Annotated in this window: 14 protein-coding genes; 6 read left to right on the top strand and 8 right to left on the bottom strand. The window is 60.8% G+C overall.

Going from position 1 to position 18,869, the window contains the following annotated elements; all coding sequences use genetic code 11:
• Positions 1–19: 19 nt before the first annotated feature.
• Positions 20–700 carry a response regulator transcription factor gene (locus AB4Z53_RS23565; RefSeq protein WP_113541245.1) on the bottom strand — a complete coding sequence of 227 codons (681 nt, stop codon included), beginning with the start codon at positions 698–700 and terminating at the stop codon, positions 20–22.
• A gap of 332 nt (positions 701–1,032) precedes the next feature.
• Between AB4Z53_RS23565 and AB4Z53_RS23560 the strand changes: the two genes are divergently transcribed.
• On the top strand, positions 1,033–1,527 hold the full coding sequence (locus AB4Z53_RS23560; protein ID WP_113541246.1) for a hypothetical protein: 495 nt from the start codon (positions 1,033–1,035) through the stop codon (positions 1,525–1,527).
• Positions 1,528–1,603: 76 nt separating this feature from the next.
• On the opposite strand, the gene AB4Z53_RS23555 is transcribed toward AB4Z53_RS23560, so the two are convergent.
• Positions 1,604–2,461: a phosphotransferase family protein gene (locus AB4Z53_RS23555; RefSeq protein ID WP_441598022.1), complete on the bottom strand. Its 858-nt coding sequence runs from the start codon at positions 2,459–2,461 to the stop codon at positions 1,604–1,606.
• Between the two features lie 379 nt (positions 2,462–2,840).
• Here AB4Z53_RS23555 and AB4Z53_RS23550 point away from each other — a divergent pair, with 379 nt between their 5' ends.
• On the top strand, positions 2,841–3,044 hold the full coding sequence (locus AB4Z53_RS23550) for a cold-shock protein (protein WP_113541248.1): 204 nt from the start codon (positions 2,841–2,843) through the stop codon (positions 3,042–3,044).
• A gap of 87 nt (positions 3,045–3,131) precedes the next feature.
• A complete protein-coding gene (locus AB4Z53_RS23545; protein WP_441597915.1) occupies positions 3,132–4,337 on the top strand; it encodes an MFS transporter in 1,206 nt (401 codons plus the stop codon).
• Between the two features lie 259 nt (positions 4,338–4,596).
• Here AB4Z53_RS23545 and dtd read toward each other — a convergent pair whose 3' ends face one another.
• Entirely contained in the window at positions 4,597–5,040 is a 444-nt protein-coding gene (dtd, locus tag AB4Z53_RS23540; RefSeq protein WP_113541250.1) for a D-aminoacyl-tRNA deacylase, read from the bottom strand.
• An 888-nt stretch (positions 5,041–5,928) separates the two neighbouring features.
• On the opposite strand from dtd, the gene AB4Z53_RS23535 reads away from it, so the two are divergent.
• A complete protein-coding gene (locus AB4Z53_RS23535) occupies positions 5,929–7,488 on the top strand; it encodes an ABC transporter substrate-binding protein (RefSeq protein ID WP_441597914.1) in 1,560 nt (519 codons plus the stop codon).
• A 290-nt stretch (positions 7,489–7,778) separates the two neighbouring features.
• Here AB4Z53_RS23535 and AB4Z53_RS23530 read toward each other — a convergent pair whose 3' ends face one another.
• Positions 7,779–9,095, bottom strand: a complete 1,317-nt coding sequence (locus AB4Z53_RS23530; protein WP_441597913.1) for an epoxide hydrolase family protein — start codon at positions 9,093–9,095, stop codon at positions 7,779–7,781.
• A 132-nt stretch (positions 9,096–9,227) separates the two neighbouring features.
• Positions 9,228–9,668: a VOC family protein gene (locus tag AB4Z53_RS23525; RefSeq protein ID WP_441597912.1), complete on the bottom strand. Its 441-nt coding sequence runs from the start codon at positions 9,666–9,668 to the stop codon at positions 9,228–9,230.
• A 289-nt stretch (positions 9,669–9,957) separates the two neighbouring features.
• On the opposite strand from AB4Z53_RS23525, the gene AB4Z53_RS23520 reads away from it, so the two are divergent.
• Positions 9,958–10,908, top strand: coding sequence for an alpha/beta fold hydrolase (locus tag AB4Z53_RS23520; RefSeq protein WP_441597911.1), 951 nt, complete (start codon positions 9,958–9,960; stop codon positions 10,906–10,908).
• Here AB4Z53_RS23520 and AB4Z53_RS23515 read toward each other — a convergent pair.
• Entirely contained in the window at positions 10,905–11,813 is a 909-nt protein-coding gene (locus AB4Z53_RS23515; protein ID WP_113541257.1) for a LysR substrate-binding domain-containing protein, read from the bottom strand. The two genes, AB4Z53_RS23520 and AB4Z53_RS23515, sit on opposite strands and share 4 nt — an antisense overlap.
• A gap of 81 nt (positions 11,814–11,894) precedes the next feature.
• Positions 11,895–12,812: a LysR family transcriptional regulator gene (locus tag AB4Z53_RS23510; protein WP_441597910.1), complete on the bottom strand. Its 918-nt coding sequence runs from the start codon at positions 12,810–12,812 to the stop codon at positions 11,895–11,897.
• 143 nt (positions 12,813–12,955) lie between these two features.
• On the opposite strand from AB4Z53_RS23510, the gene AB4Z53_RS23505 reads away from it, so the two are divergent.
• Positions 12,956–13,927: an EamA/RhaT family transporter gene (locus tag AB4Z53_RS23505; protein WP_441598021.1), complete on the top strand. Its 972-nt coding sequence runs from the start codon at positions 12,956–12,958 to the stop codon at positions 13,925–13,927.
• Between the two features lie 124 nt (positions 13,928–14,051).
• On the opposite strand, the gene AB4Z53_RS23500 is transcribed toward AB4Z53_RS23505, so the two are convergent.
• Complete coding sequence (locus tag AB4Z53_RS23500) at positions 14,052–18,854, bottom strand: putative Ig domain-containing protein (protein WP_441597909.1); 4,803 nt, start codon at positions 18,852–18,854, stop codon at positions 14,052–14,054.
• Between the last annotated feature and the right edge of the window lie 15 nt (positions 18,855–18,869).

Raw genomic sequence — 18,869 nt, 5'->3', positions numbered from 1 at the left:
TGAATGCGGAAAAGAGCCGCTAGTTGACGCGTCCGGGTGCAACACGGTCGGCACTGCCGTCCGCCAACACACCCAATCGCTGAGCCGCGAGCACGACCTCGAGCCGATTCCTGGCGTCAAGCTTCTGCATCAGCACGGTCATGTAATGCTTGACCGTCTTTTCGCTGATATCAAGACAGGTCGCGATCTCACGATTGGTGCTGCCCCTCATCAGATGACGGACGATCTGCTCCTCGCGCAAACTGAGGCGCTGCTGTATCTGTTTCAGCCGGCGCATTTCTATCGACTTCATGGCCATGATGACCTTCGTGGCGAACCCGGCAGAGATAAACACTTCGCCGTCGTGAACGGTGCGGATCGCCTGGTGAAGGTCGGTGGCGCTGCTGCCCTTGAGCACGTAGCCGGCCACGCCGTAATTCAGAACCTGGATCGCCGTCTCGATGCTCGAGTTCGCGGTGAAGACGATAACGCGCGTCTCCTGGTATTTCTGCGCAATCAACTCTATTGCCGCAACCGCATCGCCAGGCATGCTTAAATCGAGCACGAGAACCTGCGGCGAATATTCTTCGACTATTTTCAATGCGTCGACTGCATTCTCGCCTTTGGCGACGATATCGAGGTCGCTTCTTCCGGCGTACAAACTGACCAACCCTTCCAGCAGGATCGGATGGTCGTCGACAAAAGCAACTGAAATACACATAATTGCAGTCTCCATCTGTAATAATTTTTACGATATTCAGATGTATTTTCGAAATTTTATTTCATAGCTTCATTAATTAATACATTATCCATGGATATATCAGCTTATACTCGGAATTCCATTCCAGTCTTGGCGTCGAATTGCGAATGCTACTGAACTCAGTTCCTTCCCTCTGTACTGGTGCAAAATCAAATCGGGATATCGTTCCGTAGAGGATAGTAGTCCAACAGGTTTTCATTTTAAAGTGACCGCTTAAACATAGGTTAATTTTGAAAGCCTGCAGCAGTCTCGACGAACTCTAAGGCAGCGGTATCGTCACAGGGGATCTTTTCATGTTCTTGACACGCATCGAGCTAGACGATGCCATCCAACGGTGGCGCGACATCCTCTTGACGTCATTGCCGCAGGATAGGCTGAGTGGCTACGTCGCACTTCGCAAGCATGATCTGACCATCGAGCTTCACAACATGGAAGAGGAGAGTGATCTTCTCGTCTTCGTGACGGATGGTGAAATGTTGATCGACAGGTTCCGGTTGGCCTATCCATTCATCGTTACATATGGAGGATGTCCCGGTTACCCACTGGAATACCTGGTTTGGCTTTCATTCCAAATGCAGGCCAACTTCGATAGGCTGGGCGCGCTTGAGATGAGCGCGGCTCATGCGGGCGAAGACGACGAACCGGAAAGCATGGAGGCGGTGGCGCTGGGCTTTTCGCGACAAGCCGACCTCCAAGACTTCATGGCACGGTTTGACGGCAAGGATTTGAGCCGGGATTCGCTGTTTGGCTACGAGGCATATGTGTCTGAGGTGGCACAATTCGGATAATCGCCGAATGAGTGGATCGGCATGTTCCTGGCACCCATCACGCTAGACAGGACCACTTCCCATTCCGTTCGGCAGATCAGCCCCCAAAAGCGCACACACCGGCATCGAGCGCTTCGGGATCGCGATTCTCGATGCCGTGCAGAATGTCGAGAAGCGGAAACGTCATCCGGTAGAAGCGCATGCGATCCCTTGCCGCGCTGCCGAGCGAAAAGTGCTTGAGCACCAAATCGACGAACCGCCCCCCGAACCCTGCCTCGAGGCTGGCGAAGTCGTAAGCAGGATCGCCAGGGCCGCAACCCGAAAAATCGATGACGCCCGAAAGTCGGCCAAGGTCGACGAGTATATTTCCACTCCCGAAATCCCCGTGAATCAGGCAACGCGGAAGCGTGTCACAGATGGCGAGGAAATCGGAAAAGCTCTCGCGTATGGCGGTGACGGTTCCAGGCGCGAGCAGCGGGAAGGCCAGAGTTTCGCACTGCGCCAGAAGTCTGCCCCATTCGGACGAAGACGCCCCGGCCGGCTGGGCCGCCACACGATCTGTCGGAACCGAATGCAGGGCATGCAGAAAGGCGGCAACGTCCGCTGCGAAGACCCGCTGCTGCCCTTCGCTCAGACCACTCAGGTTCGTCAACGGCTTGCCGGCGATTTTGGTGTGGAGCGAAACGAGCTGGCCGTCGACGCGGCGCACATCGAGATCGGGAACCGGCACGGGAAGGAGCGGCCGCACGGCAGAAAGAACTGCCGCCTCCTGCAGGAGGTCGCGTTCGGCGCCCGTGTGGCGCGGCATACGAAGGACCGTCCCGCCAATATCATAGGCGATAGAGTTCTGACCCGATCCAATTGGGACAGCCTTAACTTTGGATGGTAGGCCGAGTTCTCGCACAATCTGCTTCACCGCCGGCCCGGCGCGAATGGCCTCAGCCTCCCCGGGCATGGATGCGGACGCGACTGGCGCACCAGCTTGATCTTCCGTTGCTTTCATCGATCTCTTTATCACTGTGGACGCCTTGGCATCGCTGTCGTGGAAGGAAGGCCGCTGGCGTTCTTGGCATATATTTGGTTATCGTCTCGCCGGCGGACCAGCCGCGAAACGAACGTGCCTTCAACAATTTCCGGGTCGAGCAGGCATCCAGCAATGTGCAAGGTCAAGGGAGACACCTGCCCTGCCCGGCAGGAACACGTCATTCCCCCGAAAAATCCGGTGCGGCATACAACGGATCGTTTACATGAAGTGCGAATAAGCGGTTGCCCGTCCATCGGACGATGCTTAAGCTCCTGCGGCGGCAGTACGCCGCTTCGATCACGAGGACACTATGGCAAGCGGAACGGTTAAATTCTTCAATCAAGACAAGGGTTTTGGCTTCATCACCCCCGATAATGGCGGACCGGACGTTTTTGTCCATGTGTCGGCGGTACAGTCCGGCGGTCCGCTGCGGGATGGTGCGAAGGTTACCTACGACCTCGGCCAGGATCGCAAGACCGGCAAATCGAAGGCGGAAAACGTCCGCCCGGTCTGAGGAAACGCCTCAATCCAATCACTGCCGACGAGGCCTGCGGACACCGCTAGCCTCGTCTCAGCGTTTCCCAAAGGCCAAGTAAAAACCATGACCGCCGTCACCACCATGACGCGCGCCAAGACGCATCTTGCCGTGCTCGTCGTACTGGGTCTCACCCATCTCCTCAACGATCTCATGCAGTCGCTGATCCCGGCGGCCTACCCGATCCTGAAGGAAGCCTACGCCCTGGATTTCGTGCAGATCGGCATGATCACCATGACCTTCCAGATCGCCGGATCGCTGCTGCAACCGGCAATCGGCATGGTGACGGACAAACATCCGGCGCCCTATTCGCCGGTCGTGGGGATGATGTTTACGCTCTCGGGGTTGGTTAGCCTCGCTCTCGCCCACAGCTATGCGGTGATCCTCGTCTCGGTCGCCCTGATCGGGATCGGATCATCCATTTTTCATCCGGAAGCGACGCGCATGGCGCGTTATGCCGCCGGCGGCCGGCAGGGATTGGCACAGGGACTGTTTCAGGTCGGCGGCCAGGCGGGCGGCGCGCTCGGCCCGGTCTTTGCGGCACTGATCATTGTTCCCTGGGGACAGCCGAGCCTTGCCTGGTTTGCCGTTCTGGCGTTGCTGGCCATGGCGCTTCTGGTGTGGATCGGCAGCAAGCAGCGGGAAATCAGCGCTGCATTCGCGGCACTGCGGGCAGATGGCAAAAAGTCGGGCGGCGCGGCCCGTCATGCACCAAGGACGATCGGCGTGGGCCTGGTCGTCTTGACGTTGCTGATGTTCACCAAGAACGCTTATGGCGAGAGCTTCCGCTCATTCTACACCTTCTATCTCATGGAGAAATTCGGTCTCTCCATCCCCTCCGCCCAGATGATGCTGTTCATCTTCCTGCTGGCTTCGGCGGCAGGGGCGCTGATTGGCGGCATTATCGGGGATCGTATCGGACGCTACCGGATCATCTGGATTTCCGTCCTTGGGCCGCTTCCGCTAACGCTGATCCTGCCGCATGCCGACCTGTTCTGGACCGGGGTGCTGACGGTCATGATCAACCTGATCATGGCGAGCGCCTTCGCATCGATCCTGATCTACGCCATCGAACTGCTACCACACCGCATCGGGCTCATCGGCGGATTGTTCTATGGCCTGAATTTCGGCCTCGGCGGCATTGCCGCAGCGCTTCTCGGAATACTCGCCGACAGCTATGGCGTCGAAACGGTCTACTACTTCTGCTCCTTTCTCCCGCTTGCGGGGCTCCTTGCGTGGTTCCTTCCCAAGATTGAAGAAGGCCACTCTTGAGGGCAGCGTAAGAACATCCAGCGCCGGCTGCGCTCGCCACCGGAGTGCCGCTGGTCAACGTCGACGAGAGCGTGCCTTGCGGCGTTGGAGCAGCCGCGATGTTCGGCAATCTGCTCGCGCTCGTCGCCCGAGGAAGGATCGCACCGCCTCTGACCCAGCAATCCCAGGCGACACGCAGCCGAGATTTCACCGGATAGCGGCCAAACGTGTCGTGCAAGTGGGTCTTGAGAGGAGACAAACCGTCGCGGCTTGATGCCGGTTAACCGGCAGCCGTATCCAGCCAGATCGTTACTGGACCGTCATTGGCCAATTCCACCCGCATGTCGGCGCCGAAGACGCCGTTCGCAACGGTAACGCCAAGGGCGGTGACATTGGCAGAGAAATTCTCATAGAGGCGCTTGCCCTCTTCCGGCGGCGCCGCCGTAGAAAAGCCTGGTCGGTTGCCTTTCGTCTCGGCTGCCAATGTGAACTGGCTGACGATGAGAGCCGAGCCGCCTACATCGACAACCGAACGGTTCATGCGGTCCGCGTCGTCTCTGAAGATGCGCAGGTTGACGATCTTGCGCGCCAGCCATTCGCTCTCCTTTTCAGAGTCGCCTTTCATCGCACACACAAAGATCAACAGACCATTGCCGATTTCCCCCGTCACCCCACCGTCGACGGTGACACGCGCAGATGAAACGCGCTGGATAAGTGCTCTCATGGCAACGAATCTCCCTGTGATTTTCCGCCTTTATCGGCGCCGGGACCGTCGTGATCAAGCTCTGCCAAGGCACCCCGCGCCAAGATCGGGAGGTTGAGGTCATAGTCGAATGCCGCGAACGGGGTAGACGTGCGCTCCCGCCCGCCAATGGCAGACAAGGAAATACAGCCATACGGCCGGGAAGAGGTGAAGGCTGAGGCCTGACGACGGGCGAAGAATACCTGACCCCAGGCCACCAAATAATTGTCAACAAAGATGACAATTATAGTATTCACAATTGTCGACAATTACGTTGACAAGCCCTCTCAATGTGCGATGGTGCGGATCAGCAAGGCACGAGCTAGGGAGGAGCAGTGTTGATGCAAGGTCCTTGGAAGACCGTCGAGACAGCGTATCCGCTGGACTTTTTGCGACGGGCGTACACGCCGACACACGCCGTTGAACCGGCCAGTGTGACATCTTCTCACCCGATCGCCATTTTCCGCGTCCCCATCGAACGCAGCGTTCCGCAACCAGACCCGTGAGGGTTGGCGCAGGATAAGCCTCCGTTCGAGGTGACGCCTGTGCCAAGCCCCCACTGGCAGCCGATTGCCAACGGCTTTGGCGCTTCCAGCTGCACCGCCAAAATTTAACAGCGATACGGATTTCAAGGGTGAAGCCTTGATTACCCCCTGCTCGATGAACTCGACCGCCAGAAGCGGTGGTCGAAACGGCGGCGCTCGCGCTGGTTAAAGCTTATCCGGATTCCGCTGGACATCGCCGGCCGACGGCGATGTCCAGCGAGATCGCGCAGGTCGTGTGCGCGGCTGCATCAAGCCGCGCCACTGGCCGCGCCGCAGAAGATTCCCGTCCAGGGGATAAGTGACTTCAACAAAGGAGAACAGCAGAATGCTCAAGAAATTGATCCTCGCAGCCGCCATGTCGACTGCGCTTTCCGCGGCTGCTCACGCGGAGACGCTCAAATGGGGCTCGTCGCGCGATATCTACTCGCTCGACCCCTATTCCTATGGCGACAGCTACACGCTGTCTTTCCTCAATCACGTCTATGAGGGGCTCGTCCGCTTTGACGCCGACCTGAAGATCGAGCCGGCCCTGGCGACCTCCTGGGAGACGGTATCGGACACGGTCTGGCGGTTTCATCTGCGCGAGGGCGTCAAGTTCCATAATGGCGCCGAATTCACGGCGGACGACGTGATCGCCTCGCTCACGCGGGTCAGCGATCCGGCATCTCCGCTGCGTGGCAACCTTCCCGCCTACAAGTCGGCAAAGAAGGTCGACGACCACACGGTCGATATCGAACTGACCGGCCCCTACCCGCTGCTCTTGAACGACCTGACGAATATCCACATTTTCGACGCCACGTGGCTCGCCGATAACAATTCGCTGCAGCCGACCGACGTTGGCAAGAAGATCGAAGGCTACGCCACCTACCACACCAACGGCACGGGCCCGTTCGAGCTCGAGAGCCGCACGCCCGACAGCAAGACTGTTCTCGTCAAGAACACCGAATGGTGGGACCCGGCAAAATCCAACATCGATCGCATCGAGTTCACGCCAATCGTCTCGGCCGCGACACGCGTGGCGGCCCTGTTGTCTGGCGAGATCAACTTCACCGAGAATGCGCCGGCGCAGGATCTTCCGCGCCTGGTCGCGCAGCCGGACCTGAAGGTGATGGAGCGCACCGATCTGCGCACCATCATGATGGGCTTCAACCGCAAGCCGAAACTGGCTGACGGCGTCGACAACAAGTTCAACGACCTGCGTGTCCGCCAGGCTGTGGCCCATGCGCTCGACAAGGACCTCATCCAGAAGCGGGTGATGCGCGGCAAGTCGCGGATGGCGGGCGCGATCATTGCGCCGGAAATCCCGGGATATGTCGAAGCACTGGACAAGGTCGTGCCATACGATCCTGAATTGTCGAAGAAGCTGCTCGCCGAGGCCGGCGCAAGCGATCTCCCCTTCACCCTCGTCTGCACGAACGAGGCCTATGTCAACGAGGAGGAGCTTTGCCAGAGCATCGTCAACATGCTGAGCCGCGCAGGCTTCAAGCCGCAGCTCGACATTGGCCCGACGGCCGCACAGGCGCCCAAGCGCACGGGTGGCCTGGCTGACGTCTACATCATCGGCTGGGCGAACGAGCCGATGCTCGACAGTTACTCGATCCTGCTCCAGATGATCGAAACGAGGAGCGACAAGGCGGGTGTCTTCAACTGGGGTGGCTGGAGCTATCCGGAGATCGACAAGCTGGTCATCCAGGCATCGACCGAAATGGATCGAACGAAACGGCTCGAACTGCAGACCAAGGCACTGCAGATGGTCAAGGACGAAGTCATCATGTTGCCGTTGCACCAGCAGCCAATGGCCTGGGTGATGAGCAACAAGATCGATCGGGTCGCTCAGCTGGCGGACAACAAGCCGCGCCATTGGCTGACCCATTTCGCGGAGTAACTCTCCTGTACGGAGCCGGAACGCCTGTCGTTCCGGCTCCGTACATCCTTCTAAAAATTCCGCCGCATTTCCCCGAATGCCTTGCAGCCGACACCAGCGCACAACCGCCCGATCGTAGTGCCGACACCCGACCAGCTGCACAACGGACTTTAGAGTCCGGGCTGGCCCAGAACCGCGCATCACGCGCTCGGGCGAAGCCGGCAAGATGAGGATGTCGCACCATCGATCCAGCAATGTCCTCGTCTGTCGGCGCTACTTGGTCTTGCTCATTCTGGACGACAACACGTCTTCTACAGGCGCATGGCCTTGAAGCCTGCCCTGATCTCCTCGCTGAAGAGTTGCGGTTCTTCCCATGCGGCAAAGTGCCCGCCTTTCGAGGCGCGGTTATAGTAGACGAGCTCCGGATAGGCCTGTGACAGCCATTTCCGCGGTGGACGGTAGACCTCGCCCGGAAAGACGGTGACGGCCACCGGCACCTTGGCCGGCGTGAGCTTTGCACCTGCTTTGAGGTTTTCCCAATAGATACGTCCGCTCGAGGGGCCGGTGTTGGTCAGCCAATACAAGGTAATGTTGTCGAGGATGGCATCCTTGCCGAGTGCCCGCTCCGGATCGCCACGCGTGAACACCCAATCCGCGATCTTGTCGTAGAGCCAGGCCGCGAGCCCCACCGGAGAATCTGCGACGCCGTACCCGATCGTTTCCGGCCGCGTGCTGAGGATCGAGGCGTAGCCGAAACCGTTGTTCAGGAAGTCCCTGGTCTCGTCGAAAACCTTCCTCTCGTCGGCAGACATGGTTTCGGGAGCCGGGCTGCCGTCCTTCAACGCTTTCGCAGCGTCGGCTGGAAGCGTCGTCGAACGCTCCACCCTGTTGACATGGATGCCGAGCAGTCCGTCGGGTGCCTGACGCGCCAGGGTATCGCTGATGATCGCGCCCCAATCGCCACCTTGCGAGACATAACGGCTATAGCCGAGCCGCTTCATGAGGACGTCCCAGGCGATTGCGATCCGCCGCGCATCCCAGCCAGTCGCGGTCGGCTTTTGCGAGAAGCCGAAGCCGGGGATTGAAGGGATCACGAGATGGAAGGCGTCTTCGGCCTTGCCGCCATGCGCAGTCGGGGCCGTCAACGGGTCGATGACGTCAAGTAGTTCGAAGATCGAACCCGGCCACCCGTGGGTCATGATCAGCGGAAGAGCGTTCTCGTGGCGGGAGCGCACGTGGATGAAATGAATGTCGAGCCTGTCGATCCTCGTCAGGAACTGCGGAAACGCGTTCAGCTTCCGCTCTGCCCGGCGCCAATCATAGGAGGACTGCCAGTACTGCGCGAGTTCACGAAGCTTCTGCTGCTGGACGCCCTGGGACCGATCCGCGACGGTCGCGCTATCCGGCCAGCGTGTTGCGGCCAGGCGCCGCCTGAGATCGACGAGGGAACTTTCGGGAATGTCGGCCATGAATGGTTGGATGGCATCGCCCTTCGCCGTTTTGTTCACGATGTCGGCTGCGATGCCGGTTGCGGGCAACACCGCGGCGGCTACACCGATCGCGGCGCCGCCAAACAGAAACGAGCGCCGTGTGACTGGCCCTTTGCCAGCCTTGTTTTCCAGGTACATTTCTGAAACTCCTGTCCGCTAATCCAGAAAGCGCATTGGAGAGATCCGCGCAGAGCTCCTGTTCAAAAGATACGCTGACTCAGGTCGGGTGGGAGCTCGCCGAACGCGGCGGCTCCCGCGCTCCATTGATCATCAGGCCTCGTCGGGGCCTTTGCGGTAGACGAGAAACTTGTTGCCTTCGGGGTCTCGGAAATAGGCACAATAGGGGTCGCCGCCGTCCGGGCCTCTCGGGCCGGGAGCTCCTTCGTCGGAACCTCCTGCTTCCAATGCCGTGGCATGAGCCTGGTCGACCTGGGCGCGAGAGCGCGCTTCAAAGGCGACCATGGTGCCATTGCCGGCAACGGCCGTCTCTCCGTTAAAGGGCTTCGTCACACCGAATTCGAGGGTTCGGTGGCCGTAGTAGACGGCGCGCCCGGGCTGGACGAGCACGCGGCCGATGCCGAAGACGGCAAGGAGCTTGTCATAATAGGCCGCTGCGGCATCGAGATCGTTCGTGCCAACGGTCGAATGGCCGGCAAGCGCTCTTACCTTTTCCAGAGTCTCTTTCTGCGGGGAGGCAGTGATGTCGTTCATTTTCCTCAATCCTTTCGTCGCGAGCGACTGTCTTGTCTCGTTGCTTCGTTCGGGATCGTCGGTTGAACACCGGCGCTCCATGAATGACGGGAATCTACGGATGGCGTCCGCTGTCCGGAACTGAGCAAATCTGAGAGCCATCCTCTCGCTTGAATGCACAGCGTCCACTCGAAGCGCATCCGCCCGCGTTCAAGAGGGTGCCTCTCAAAAACTCCATCTGCCGACCGACTGCTCGATGCCCGATGCTCTGGTCACACTCACCAATCGGAGACAGGAAGGACCTAAAGACATGGCATTACTCAAGACCTTCGTCGCAACAGCCTCTGTTGTGATGGCGTCGACCGCAACAGGACACGCCGAGACTGCCGGCTCCGCGACGGCCCCGAGGATCGACTTCATCACGATCGACGAGAACATAACGCTCCGTCGGATGGTTTCCCGTGTTGCCGATCCCAACGGCACGGTTCTCTTCCTGCACGGGTTTCCGGAGACGCTGGCCGTCTGGACGAAGATCGTGGAAACTCTGGGCGCACAGTCCGAAGTGCATGCGTTCGATTGGCCTGGCTACGGCCAGTCGTCGCGTCCTTCCCCGGAGCAGTTCTCCTATTCTCCAAAGGACTATGCCAAGGTTCTGAAGGCCTATATCGACAGATCGGGCGTCGACCGGTCAAATTTGGTCATCTACGCCTCGGACATCGGCAGCCTCCCTGCCCTCCTTCTCGCCCTCGACGAACCGACGGTCGCGAAGAAGATCATCGTCGGTGACTTTGCGCCGTTCAACAGGCCGCATTGGATGTACGAGAGCCTGCAAAATCTGAAGGCTGAACCGACGGCAACACCGACACGGGCCTATATGAACAAGACAAGCGACGAGATCTTGGAGAACGTGCATCGGCGCGGCCTTGCACCGGAAAACCAGTTCGACCTGTCCTCCGGAGTGCAATCGGACATGAAGGAATCCTGGACGCGCGACGGCGTGACGACCGCCGACGCCTTCGCATCCTATTACGCCCACTTCACGCGGGATCAAGATTATCTCGAGGCCAATCTGTTTCGGCTCCGGACCCCGATCAAGGTGATCTGGGGCGAAAAGGACATCTACATCAAGCCGGAGATGGGCAAGGAGTTCGCCGATCGGACCCGTTCGCAGTTCGCCGTTCTCAAGGGTATCGGCCACTTCCCGCACCTTCAGGATCCGGCACGAACCATAGACGAAATTCGCCAGGCCCTCGCCGACTAGGCCTTTAAGGTATTGCATTGCCCGAAGACGGTGCGAAGACGAGGCAGGGCCCAGTCAATGAAGGAGCGCACCTTCAACGTGAGCATTCCCTGGCCGGAATAGACGATGTGGATCGGTCTCGGCGTACCGTCGAAACGCTCCAGAACCTGCACGAGGGCACCCGATACCAGCTCGTCCGGGACCTGGTAGTCGAACAAGCGGGCAATACCCGCTCCTCCGACCGCCGCGGCCACGCAATTGGCCGCGGTATTCACCTCAAGACGATTGCGAGGAACGGCTTCCACCGGGCGGCCGTCGACCTCGAACGTCCAGAAGAACGTCCGCTTGTTGAAGAGTATTCCGTCATGGCCTTCAAGATCGCCCGGATGCGCCGGTATACCCCGGCGCTCAAGGTATGCCGGGCTGGCGCAGGTCAGCAGGCGAAACTCTCCCGCCTTGACCGCATAGAGCGAACTGTCCGCGAGGTCGCCGAGACGAATGGCGATATCGACCTGTTCTTCGACAAGATGCACCGTTCTGTCGAGCGAAAGGAGCTTCAGCGAGACCTCCGGGTGCCTTTCCATGTAGCCAAGCGCGATCGGCATGATGTAGCGGGCGCCGAACTCCACCGGCATGGTGATCGTCAGCGTGCCGCGCGGTGTCTGGTATTCGCCCGAGGCCCGGCGCTCCGCCTCCTCCAGATCGCCCATGATCTTTCGGGCCGCCTCGACATATTCCCTGCCCGCATCGGTGAGTTGAAGGTTGCGGCTGGTGCGCACAATGAGGCTCGCCCCCAGGTGCCGTTCGAGTTCGGCAACCTTGCGACTGACGCTCGGCAGCGGGGCGTTCAGTTTCCTGCTCCCTGCTGAGATACTGCCGGCATCGACGACTGCGAGCAGCATTTTCATTGCTTCGAGGCGATCCATGATGCCCTCGCCAACTTGACCGCTGATTGTTTCGCGCCGCGACGCCCCCTTCACCCTGCCGAAGGGCAAAGCACTCATGCGTCACTTCACCTGCAATTGTTCCGAATTCCGACCGGAAAGTGCGCGCTGGCCTTGCTTCACGATCGTCTCGAGGAAATCGCCGACAACACGAATGCGCTTGGTGTCGCGGACCCCTTCATGAACGACAAGCCAGATGGCTTCCTCCTGCCTGCAAAGGTCGGGTTTGACCCGGACAAGCTGTTCCTCCGTGTCCGCAAGGATACACGGCAACACGCCGAGGCCGTTGCCCGCCTTCGTCGCCAGCACCTGCGCCTGCATCGTGTCGACCGTCAGGTTGGCGATGCCGCTTTCGACCCACGAGCGCAGGGTCTTGGGCAGGACAAGGAACGACAGGGGATCGCCCCAGGTAATCAGCCTATGGCCGGAGATCGGCAAATGATCTTCCCGGACGGGGTGGCTCTCAAGATAGGCTCTCGACGCGTAGAGGCCGAACGCAATCGTGCCAATCCGGCGCACCACATAGTTGCCCTGTTCAGGGCGGCAGAGCCGAAGGCCGATATCCGTCTCTCGCTGCGGAATCTGGGCGAAGGACGTGGCGTTGACCGAAACGCCCAACGAAAGATCGGGATAGGCTTCCTGCAAAGCAGGCAGGTTTGGCATGAGCAGATGATGTGCGAGCGTGTCGACGGTGATAATCCGAACCGTCCCCGAGACACGACCGTCCTGACCACAGAAGCTGCCTTCAAGTTCGCGCATGGCGGTTTCAATCGCCGTTGCTTTTTCGACCATCGCCCTGCCTGCGTCAGTGAGTTCATAGCCGGCCGGCCGGCGCTCAAACAGGCGCGTCTTCAGTGCATATTCGAGCGTCTCTATCCGGCGCGCCACCGTCGAAGCACTGGCCTTCACCTCACGCGCAGCGCCGGTGAGGCCGCCCTGGCGTGTCACTGCAAGGAAGTAGCGGACATCGTTCCAGTTCATGTTTCTATTTTTCGAAAACCCTCTTGCGAACTTATGCGTCGAAGTGCGCGAAGGGAAGGATTATCCCTTCAAGGATCGTGGAAACGGAGCTTGGCAACGAGAAATAGGCAAAGCTCGATCAGAACTCTGAGGCTATGCTCATGATGAACAGGCAGTATTCGGTCGGCGTATTTGCGGCGCTCTTTGCAGCCTTTGCCTTCTCCCTCAATTTCGTCGTGCCGTTCATAATCGGCGACTTCTCCACGTTCGACTTCGCTCTTATCCGGCACATCGTCTCGGCGATGGTTGGCATCGTCATTCTGTTTTCAGAACGGAAGACGGCGTTACACCACCTGACGTTTCGAAACGCCCTGACTGCGACCGATTTGGCCTTCATCGGCTATGTCGGCTACTTCCTGACGGTAACGGGAGCTGCAATCTTCGCCGGCCCGGTCATTGCACCTGCCTTCCTTGGCCTGGTGCCGATCGTGCTTGCCGTCATCGGAAACCGGGGGCAGCAGTCGCTGCCATGGCGCTTCTTGATGGCACCGCTCGCACTGGTGGCGATCGGCCTCGTTCTGGTCAACGGCACCGCATTCACCGCAGATAGTCTCGGTTCCGTCCGCTCGCTTTGGATTGGTATTCCGCTTGCTCTGGCCGCGGTCGGTCTGTGGGTGTGGTTCGCGATCGCCAATCAGGCGGCGCTGGCAATCCGCCCGGACATGCCCTCGGGCATATGGTCCGCACTGATCCTGATGGGCGGCGGTGTTCAGATGCTCGCTTTCTACCCGATCGGTGCGGCAACTGACCTTTTTCAGCTTCCGAAGCTCGGTTTCGGCTGGGAGGCTGCTGGCTCCCTCTATCTGTGGGGAACTTCGCTGGCACTGATGGCGACAGTGTGCGGGGTGTGGGCTTGGAATGTCGCGTCGCGGACCCTGCCCGTCGCGCTTGCGGCGCAGTTGATCGTCTCGGAAACGGCCTTCGGTGTGATTGGTGGACTTGTTGTCCATGCGCGTTGGCCGACGACGGTGGAGGCGGCCGGCGTCGCAGCGCTCCTCGCTGGCGTCGTCCTTGCCATCCGCGTGTTCTACGGCCAGCAGGCCCAAATGAACGGAGCTATTCCACAGCCGTCTTGACGTTGGCGGCGGTGAACCCAGGCGTCCGCAGCCAGTGATCCCCCGCCAATTCAGGCGTGTCGTTACCGCTCGATCCGGGAACATGCTGGCCACCTTGTCGAGCGGCGGCGCAGCCAAACATCAATCAGAAACGCACATGTGCGCCGGCCTTCACTCCCACTGCCTGCTCGCCCTCGCTTTCGATCCCATAGAGCAATGAAAAGTCGAAATCCCAGTTGAGGTCGTTGGAGAGGTTCAGCCCGGCGCTGACTGTTCCGAACGCCCCGCTGTTGTCCCGCGCTGCAAATCCGGCCGTACCGCCGAAGCGGGGCGTCAGCAGCAAGCCGTTTTCGAGACGGTAAACCCGTTCCAGATCCGCCCCGATGCTGAGCCGCAGCTGATCCTCGGTGAACCCTTTCAGTTCGACTGTGCTACCGTCGTCGCTCGATACGCTATAGTCGTCGACGCTTTCCTTGAGGAACACCGCACGCAGTGCAGGTGTCAGTACGGTCGCGTCCCCGAGTTGCCACTGACCCTGTAGCTTCGTGTCCCACATGAGCCTGCGCGTATCGAACGAACCGTCGAAATACTTCGTGCCGACGTCATTCCAGGAACCGCCGTAAAGCAGGCTGGTATCCAGGAACACGCCGGAGCCAAGCTCGAAAGAGGCATAGGGGCCAGCCAGCCAGCCGTTGCCGGTCAGTTCGGCATCGGCATCGGTCGGATCGGTCATGCGGTCGAAATGGAACGACAGGCCGATGAGCGCCTTCTCCGACAGCAGGTAATCGGCGCCGGCAGAAATCAGGCCGAAGGTCCCCCAGCGTCCGTCATTTTCATCACCTTGGTGCACCGTTACAGCGCCATCGATCCAGACATTGAACGGCGACACTGCCGCCACGCCTTCGCCCCCGTCTTCCATTTCCTCTGTGGAACGAAGCTGAGCCAGACTGGTGGAAAGACCGAGCGTTATTCCATTCTCAGAGGGCGACATGCTGGTCGAGATCGGATCGTTGCCCGCGCGACCCATCTTGCGGCGCTCGATCAGGCCCGGCACTTCAATCGTTCTCGACAGGAGATTTTGCCGTGTTCGGACGAAGTCTCGCACCAGCCCGTCGATCTCTGCTGCAACCTTTTCGCCATTGTGCACGATCGCGTAGCTGACAGTGCCTGTATCGGATGCGCCGAGCGCACTTTCCAACCTGTACCCGATGACCGCCGTCCCGAAGAAGCCGGGATTGGGCGTGAACTTCAGATAGTAGCCAACCGGAACGAACGCTCCACTTGTCGCAAGCTCGCCTTCGATGATCTCCGCCTTACCGGCATTGGGGGGGCTTACAAAGGCAATCTCGGCGCCAGTAAATGGTCCACCCGTGGCACCCTCGTTCAGGTAGACGTTGCGTGGAGTGTCACCTTCCTCCAGCGTGTAGGATCGGCTTACGACCGTGACACCCCGCGCCTTGACCGCCAGCCGATAGCTCGCCTCACCGATATTGCCGGTGGCATCACGTGCCGCGACCGTGAAGCTATAAGTCCCGACGTCGACATCAGCATCCAGCGGGCCGCTTAATTCGCCCGTGGATACGTTCAGGATCATGCCCTTTGGCAGTTTTCCGCGCGACAGGCTGTAAAGAATGCCGCCCTGGCCACCCTTGGCGGTCACCGTTGTCAGATAGGCTTCTCCCACCATTGCGTCAGGCAGATCGCCGCCCGCTGGCGAGAATGTGAGCTTGGATGCCGCGACGGTGATCCGCACGGTCGCCGACGCCGAGGTGCCGGTCACGTTCGTGGCCGTGTAGGTAAAGCTGTCAGCACCCGAATAGCCTGGATCCGGCGTGTAGCTGATCGATGTGCCGGAGGCGGTCGCTGAACCATGCGACGGGGCGGCTGCGACCGCGACGCTGTCTGCCGCACCGCCGGAGAGCGAAAGCGTGACCGGATTGGCGGTCGAGTTTGCAGCAACCGTTGCGGAGACGTCGCCGGCGGCAGGAAGCTGCCGGCCGATGGCGATCGTATAGGAAGCCGAGCCGCTCGCCCCGTTTGCATCTGTCGCCAAGATCGTGAAGCCGTGGATGCCCTCCGCCGTCGGCATTCCCACGATCGCGCCGGTCGATGCGTCGAGATGCGGGCCCGCCGGGAGCGCACCGGTGGAAACGGCGTAGCGGTACGGTGCCATACCATTCGCCGCGCTGATCGACTGGTTATAGGCCCTCCCGACCGCTCCCGCCTCGAGCCCACCTGTGGCTGGCGTGAAGGCGAACGTGGGCGCGCTGACCATGACGGCAACCGTCGCCGGCGCCGAGGTGCCAGTCACGTTCGTGGCCGTGTAAGTGAAGCTATCTGCACCAGAGTAACCGGGATCCGGCGTGTAGCTGATCGACGTGCCGGAAGCGGTCGCAGAACCATGCGATGGGGCGGCTGCGACCGCGGCACTGTCTGCCGCACCGCCGGAGAGCGAAAGCGTGATCGGATTGGCGGTCGAGTTTGCCGCGACCGTTGCAGAGACGTCGCCAGCGGCAGGAAGCTGCCGGCCGATGGCGACCGTATAGGAAGCCGAGCCGCTCGCCCCGTTTGCATCGGTTACCGTGACCGCAAAACCATGGCTACCCTCCGCCGTTGGCGTTCCCGTGATCGCGCCGGTCGATGCGTCAAGACGCAAGCCCGCCGGGAGCGCACCGGTGGAAACGGCGTAGCGGTACGGTGCCATACCATTCGCCGCGCTGATCGGCTGGCTATAGGCCCTCCCGACCGCTCCCCCCTCGAGCGCACCGGCGGCGGGCGTGAAGGCAAACGTGGGCGCGCTGACCGTGACGGTAACCGTCGCCGGCGGCGAGGTCCCTGTCACGTTCATGGCCGTGTAAGTGAAGCTATCTGCACCGGAGTAACCAGGTTCCGGCGTGTAGCTGATTGACGTGCCGGAAGCGGTCGTCGAGCCATGCGACGGGGCGGCTGCGACCGCGACGCTGTCTACGGCACCGCCGGAGAGCGAAAGCGTGACCGGATTGGCTGCCGAGTTTGCAGCAACCGTTGCGGAGACGTCGCCGGCGGCAGGAAGCTGCCGGCCGATGGCGATCGTATAGGAAGCCGAGCCGCTCGCCCCGTTTGCATCTGTCGCCACGATCGTGAAGCCGTGGATGCCCTCCGCCGTCGGCATTCCCACGATCGCGCCGGTCGATGCGTCGAGATGCAGGCCCGCCGGGAGCGCCCCGGTGGAAACGGCGTAGCGGTACGGTGCCATACCATTCGCCGCGCTGATCGGCTGGCTATAGGCCCTGCCGACCGCTCCCCCCTCGAGCGCACCGGCGGCGGGCGTGAAGGCGAACGTGGGCGCGCTGACCGTGACGGTAACCGTCGCCGGCGCCGAAGTGCCAGTCACGTTCATGGCCGTGTAAGTGAAGCTATCTGCACCGGAGTAACCAGGTTCCGGCGTGTAGCTGATCGACGTGCCGGAAGCGGTCGCCGAACCATGCGACGGGGCGGATACGACCGCGACACTGTCTGCCGCACCGCCGGAGAGCGAAAGCGTGACCGGATTGGCGGTCGAGTTTGCCGCGACCGTTGCAGAGACGTCGCCGGCGGCAGGAAGCTGCGGATTGATCTCAAAGGACTGGGTAACCGTTGGCGCGGCGAGATAGGCCTCATTGCCGGGTTGGTCGACAGTGATCGTGCAGGTACCGACGGCAACCGATGTCAGGGTCGCGCCGGTAATGGTGCATACGCCCGGCGTAATCGAGGTGAACACGGGCGACAGGCCGGAACTGGTCGTCGCCGTCAATGTAGAGCTAGTCCCTGCGGTCTGCGAACCGGGGTTGGCAAAGGTGATGAACTGCGTCGCAACCGGCGTTACCGCGTTGGACGCGGCGGAGGGCGCACTCATACCAACCGCGTTATTGGCAGTGACGGTGAAGGTGTAGGTAGCACCATTGCTCAATGCGGTTGCGATGATGGGGCTGGACGACGCGGTGAACGTTGCGCCACCCGGATTGACCGTCACCGTGTAATCTCTGACAGCGGCCCCGCCGTCCGATGCGGGTGCCGTGAACGTGATCGTGGCCTGTGTGTCACCAGCTGTCGCACCGCCGATGAGCGGAGGGCCGGGCATCACCGGATTGACCGCGAAGGATTGGCTGACCTGGGCAGCCGGAAGATGGGCCGCGTCGCCCGCCTGAAGGGCATTGATCGTGCAGATACCAGCAGAAACGAAGGTCAATTCGCCGCTGCTCGTGACCGTGCAGACGCCTTCCGTGCTGGACGTGAAGGTCGGAGACAATCCCGAATCCGACGTCGCTGTCAGAATCGGCGCGGTGCCAAAGTTCTGTGCCCCGGGATTGATGAAGGTAATGGCCTGGGCCGCCACCGGCGTGATGGAATTGGACGCGGCCGATGTGCTGCCGGTTCCAGCCGCGTTGGTCGCCGTCACGCTGAAGGTGTAGGCAACGCCATTTGTCAGTCCCGCAACCGTGATGGGGCTTTGCGCACCAGTGCCGGTCGCTCCGTCCGGGTCTGCTGTGACCGTATAGGTTACCGGCGCGCCGCCGGACGATGCGGGCGGTACGAATGAGACTTCGGCCTGTTCGTCCCCCGCCGTTGCCGCGCCGATCGTCGGCGCGCCGGGCAAGGCCGGATTGACAGCGAACGACCGCGTGATCGTCTGTGCCGGGAAGTAAGCAGAATTGCCCTCTGCGTCCGCACTGATGGTGCAGGTGCCCGCAGAATGGAACGTCAATTCGCCAGGCGGCGTCACGGTGCAGACATCGGGCGTTGTCGAACTGAACACGACCGGGAGCCCGGAAGTGTTCATCGCCGACAATACAGGGGTCGTGCCGAAGGTCTGGGGACCAGGGCTGAAGCCGATCGTCTGGAAATTTCTCGGCACCACCGCCTGCGACGCCGAAGACGACGGACCAACACCCGCCGCGTTCTTTGCGGTCACGGTGAAGGTGTAGGACATGCCGCTCCACAGGCC

The organism is Ensifer sp. 2TAB8 (genome assembly GCF_052115125.1).
Taxonomy (GTDB): domain Bacteria; phylum Pseudomonadota; class Alphaproteobacteria; order Rhizobiales; family Rhizobiaceae; genus Ensifer.
Note: the sequence above shows the minus strand (reverse complement) of the source record. Positions and strands in the feature narration are given on the sequence as shown.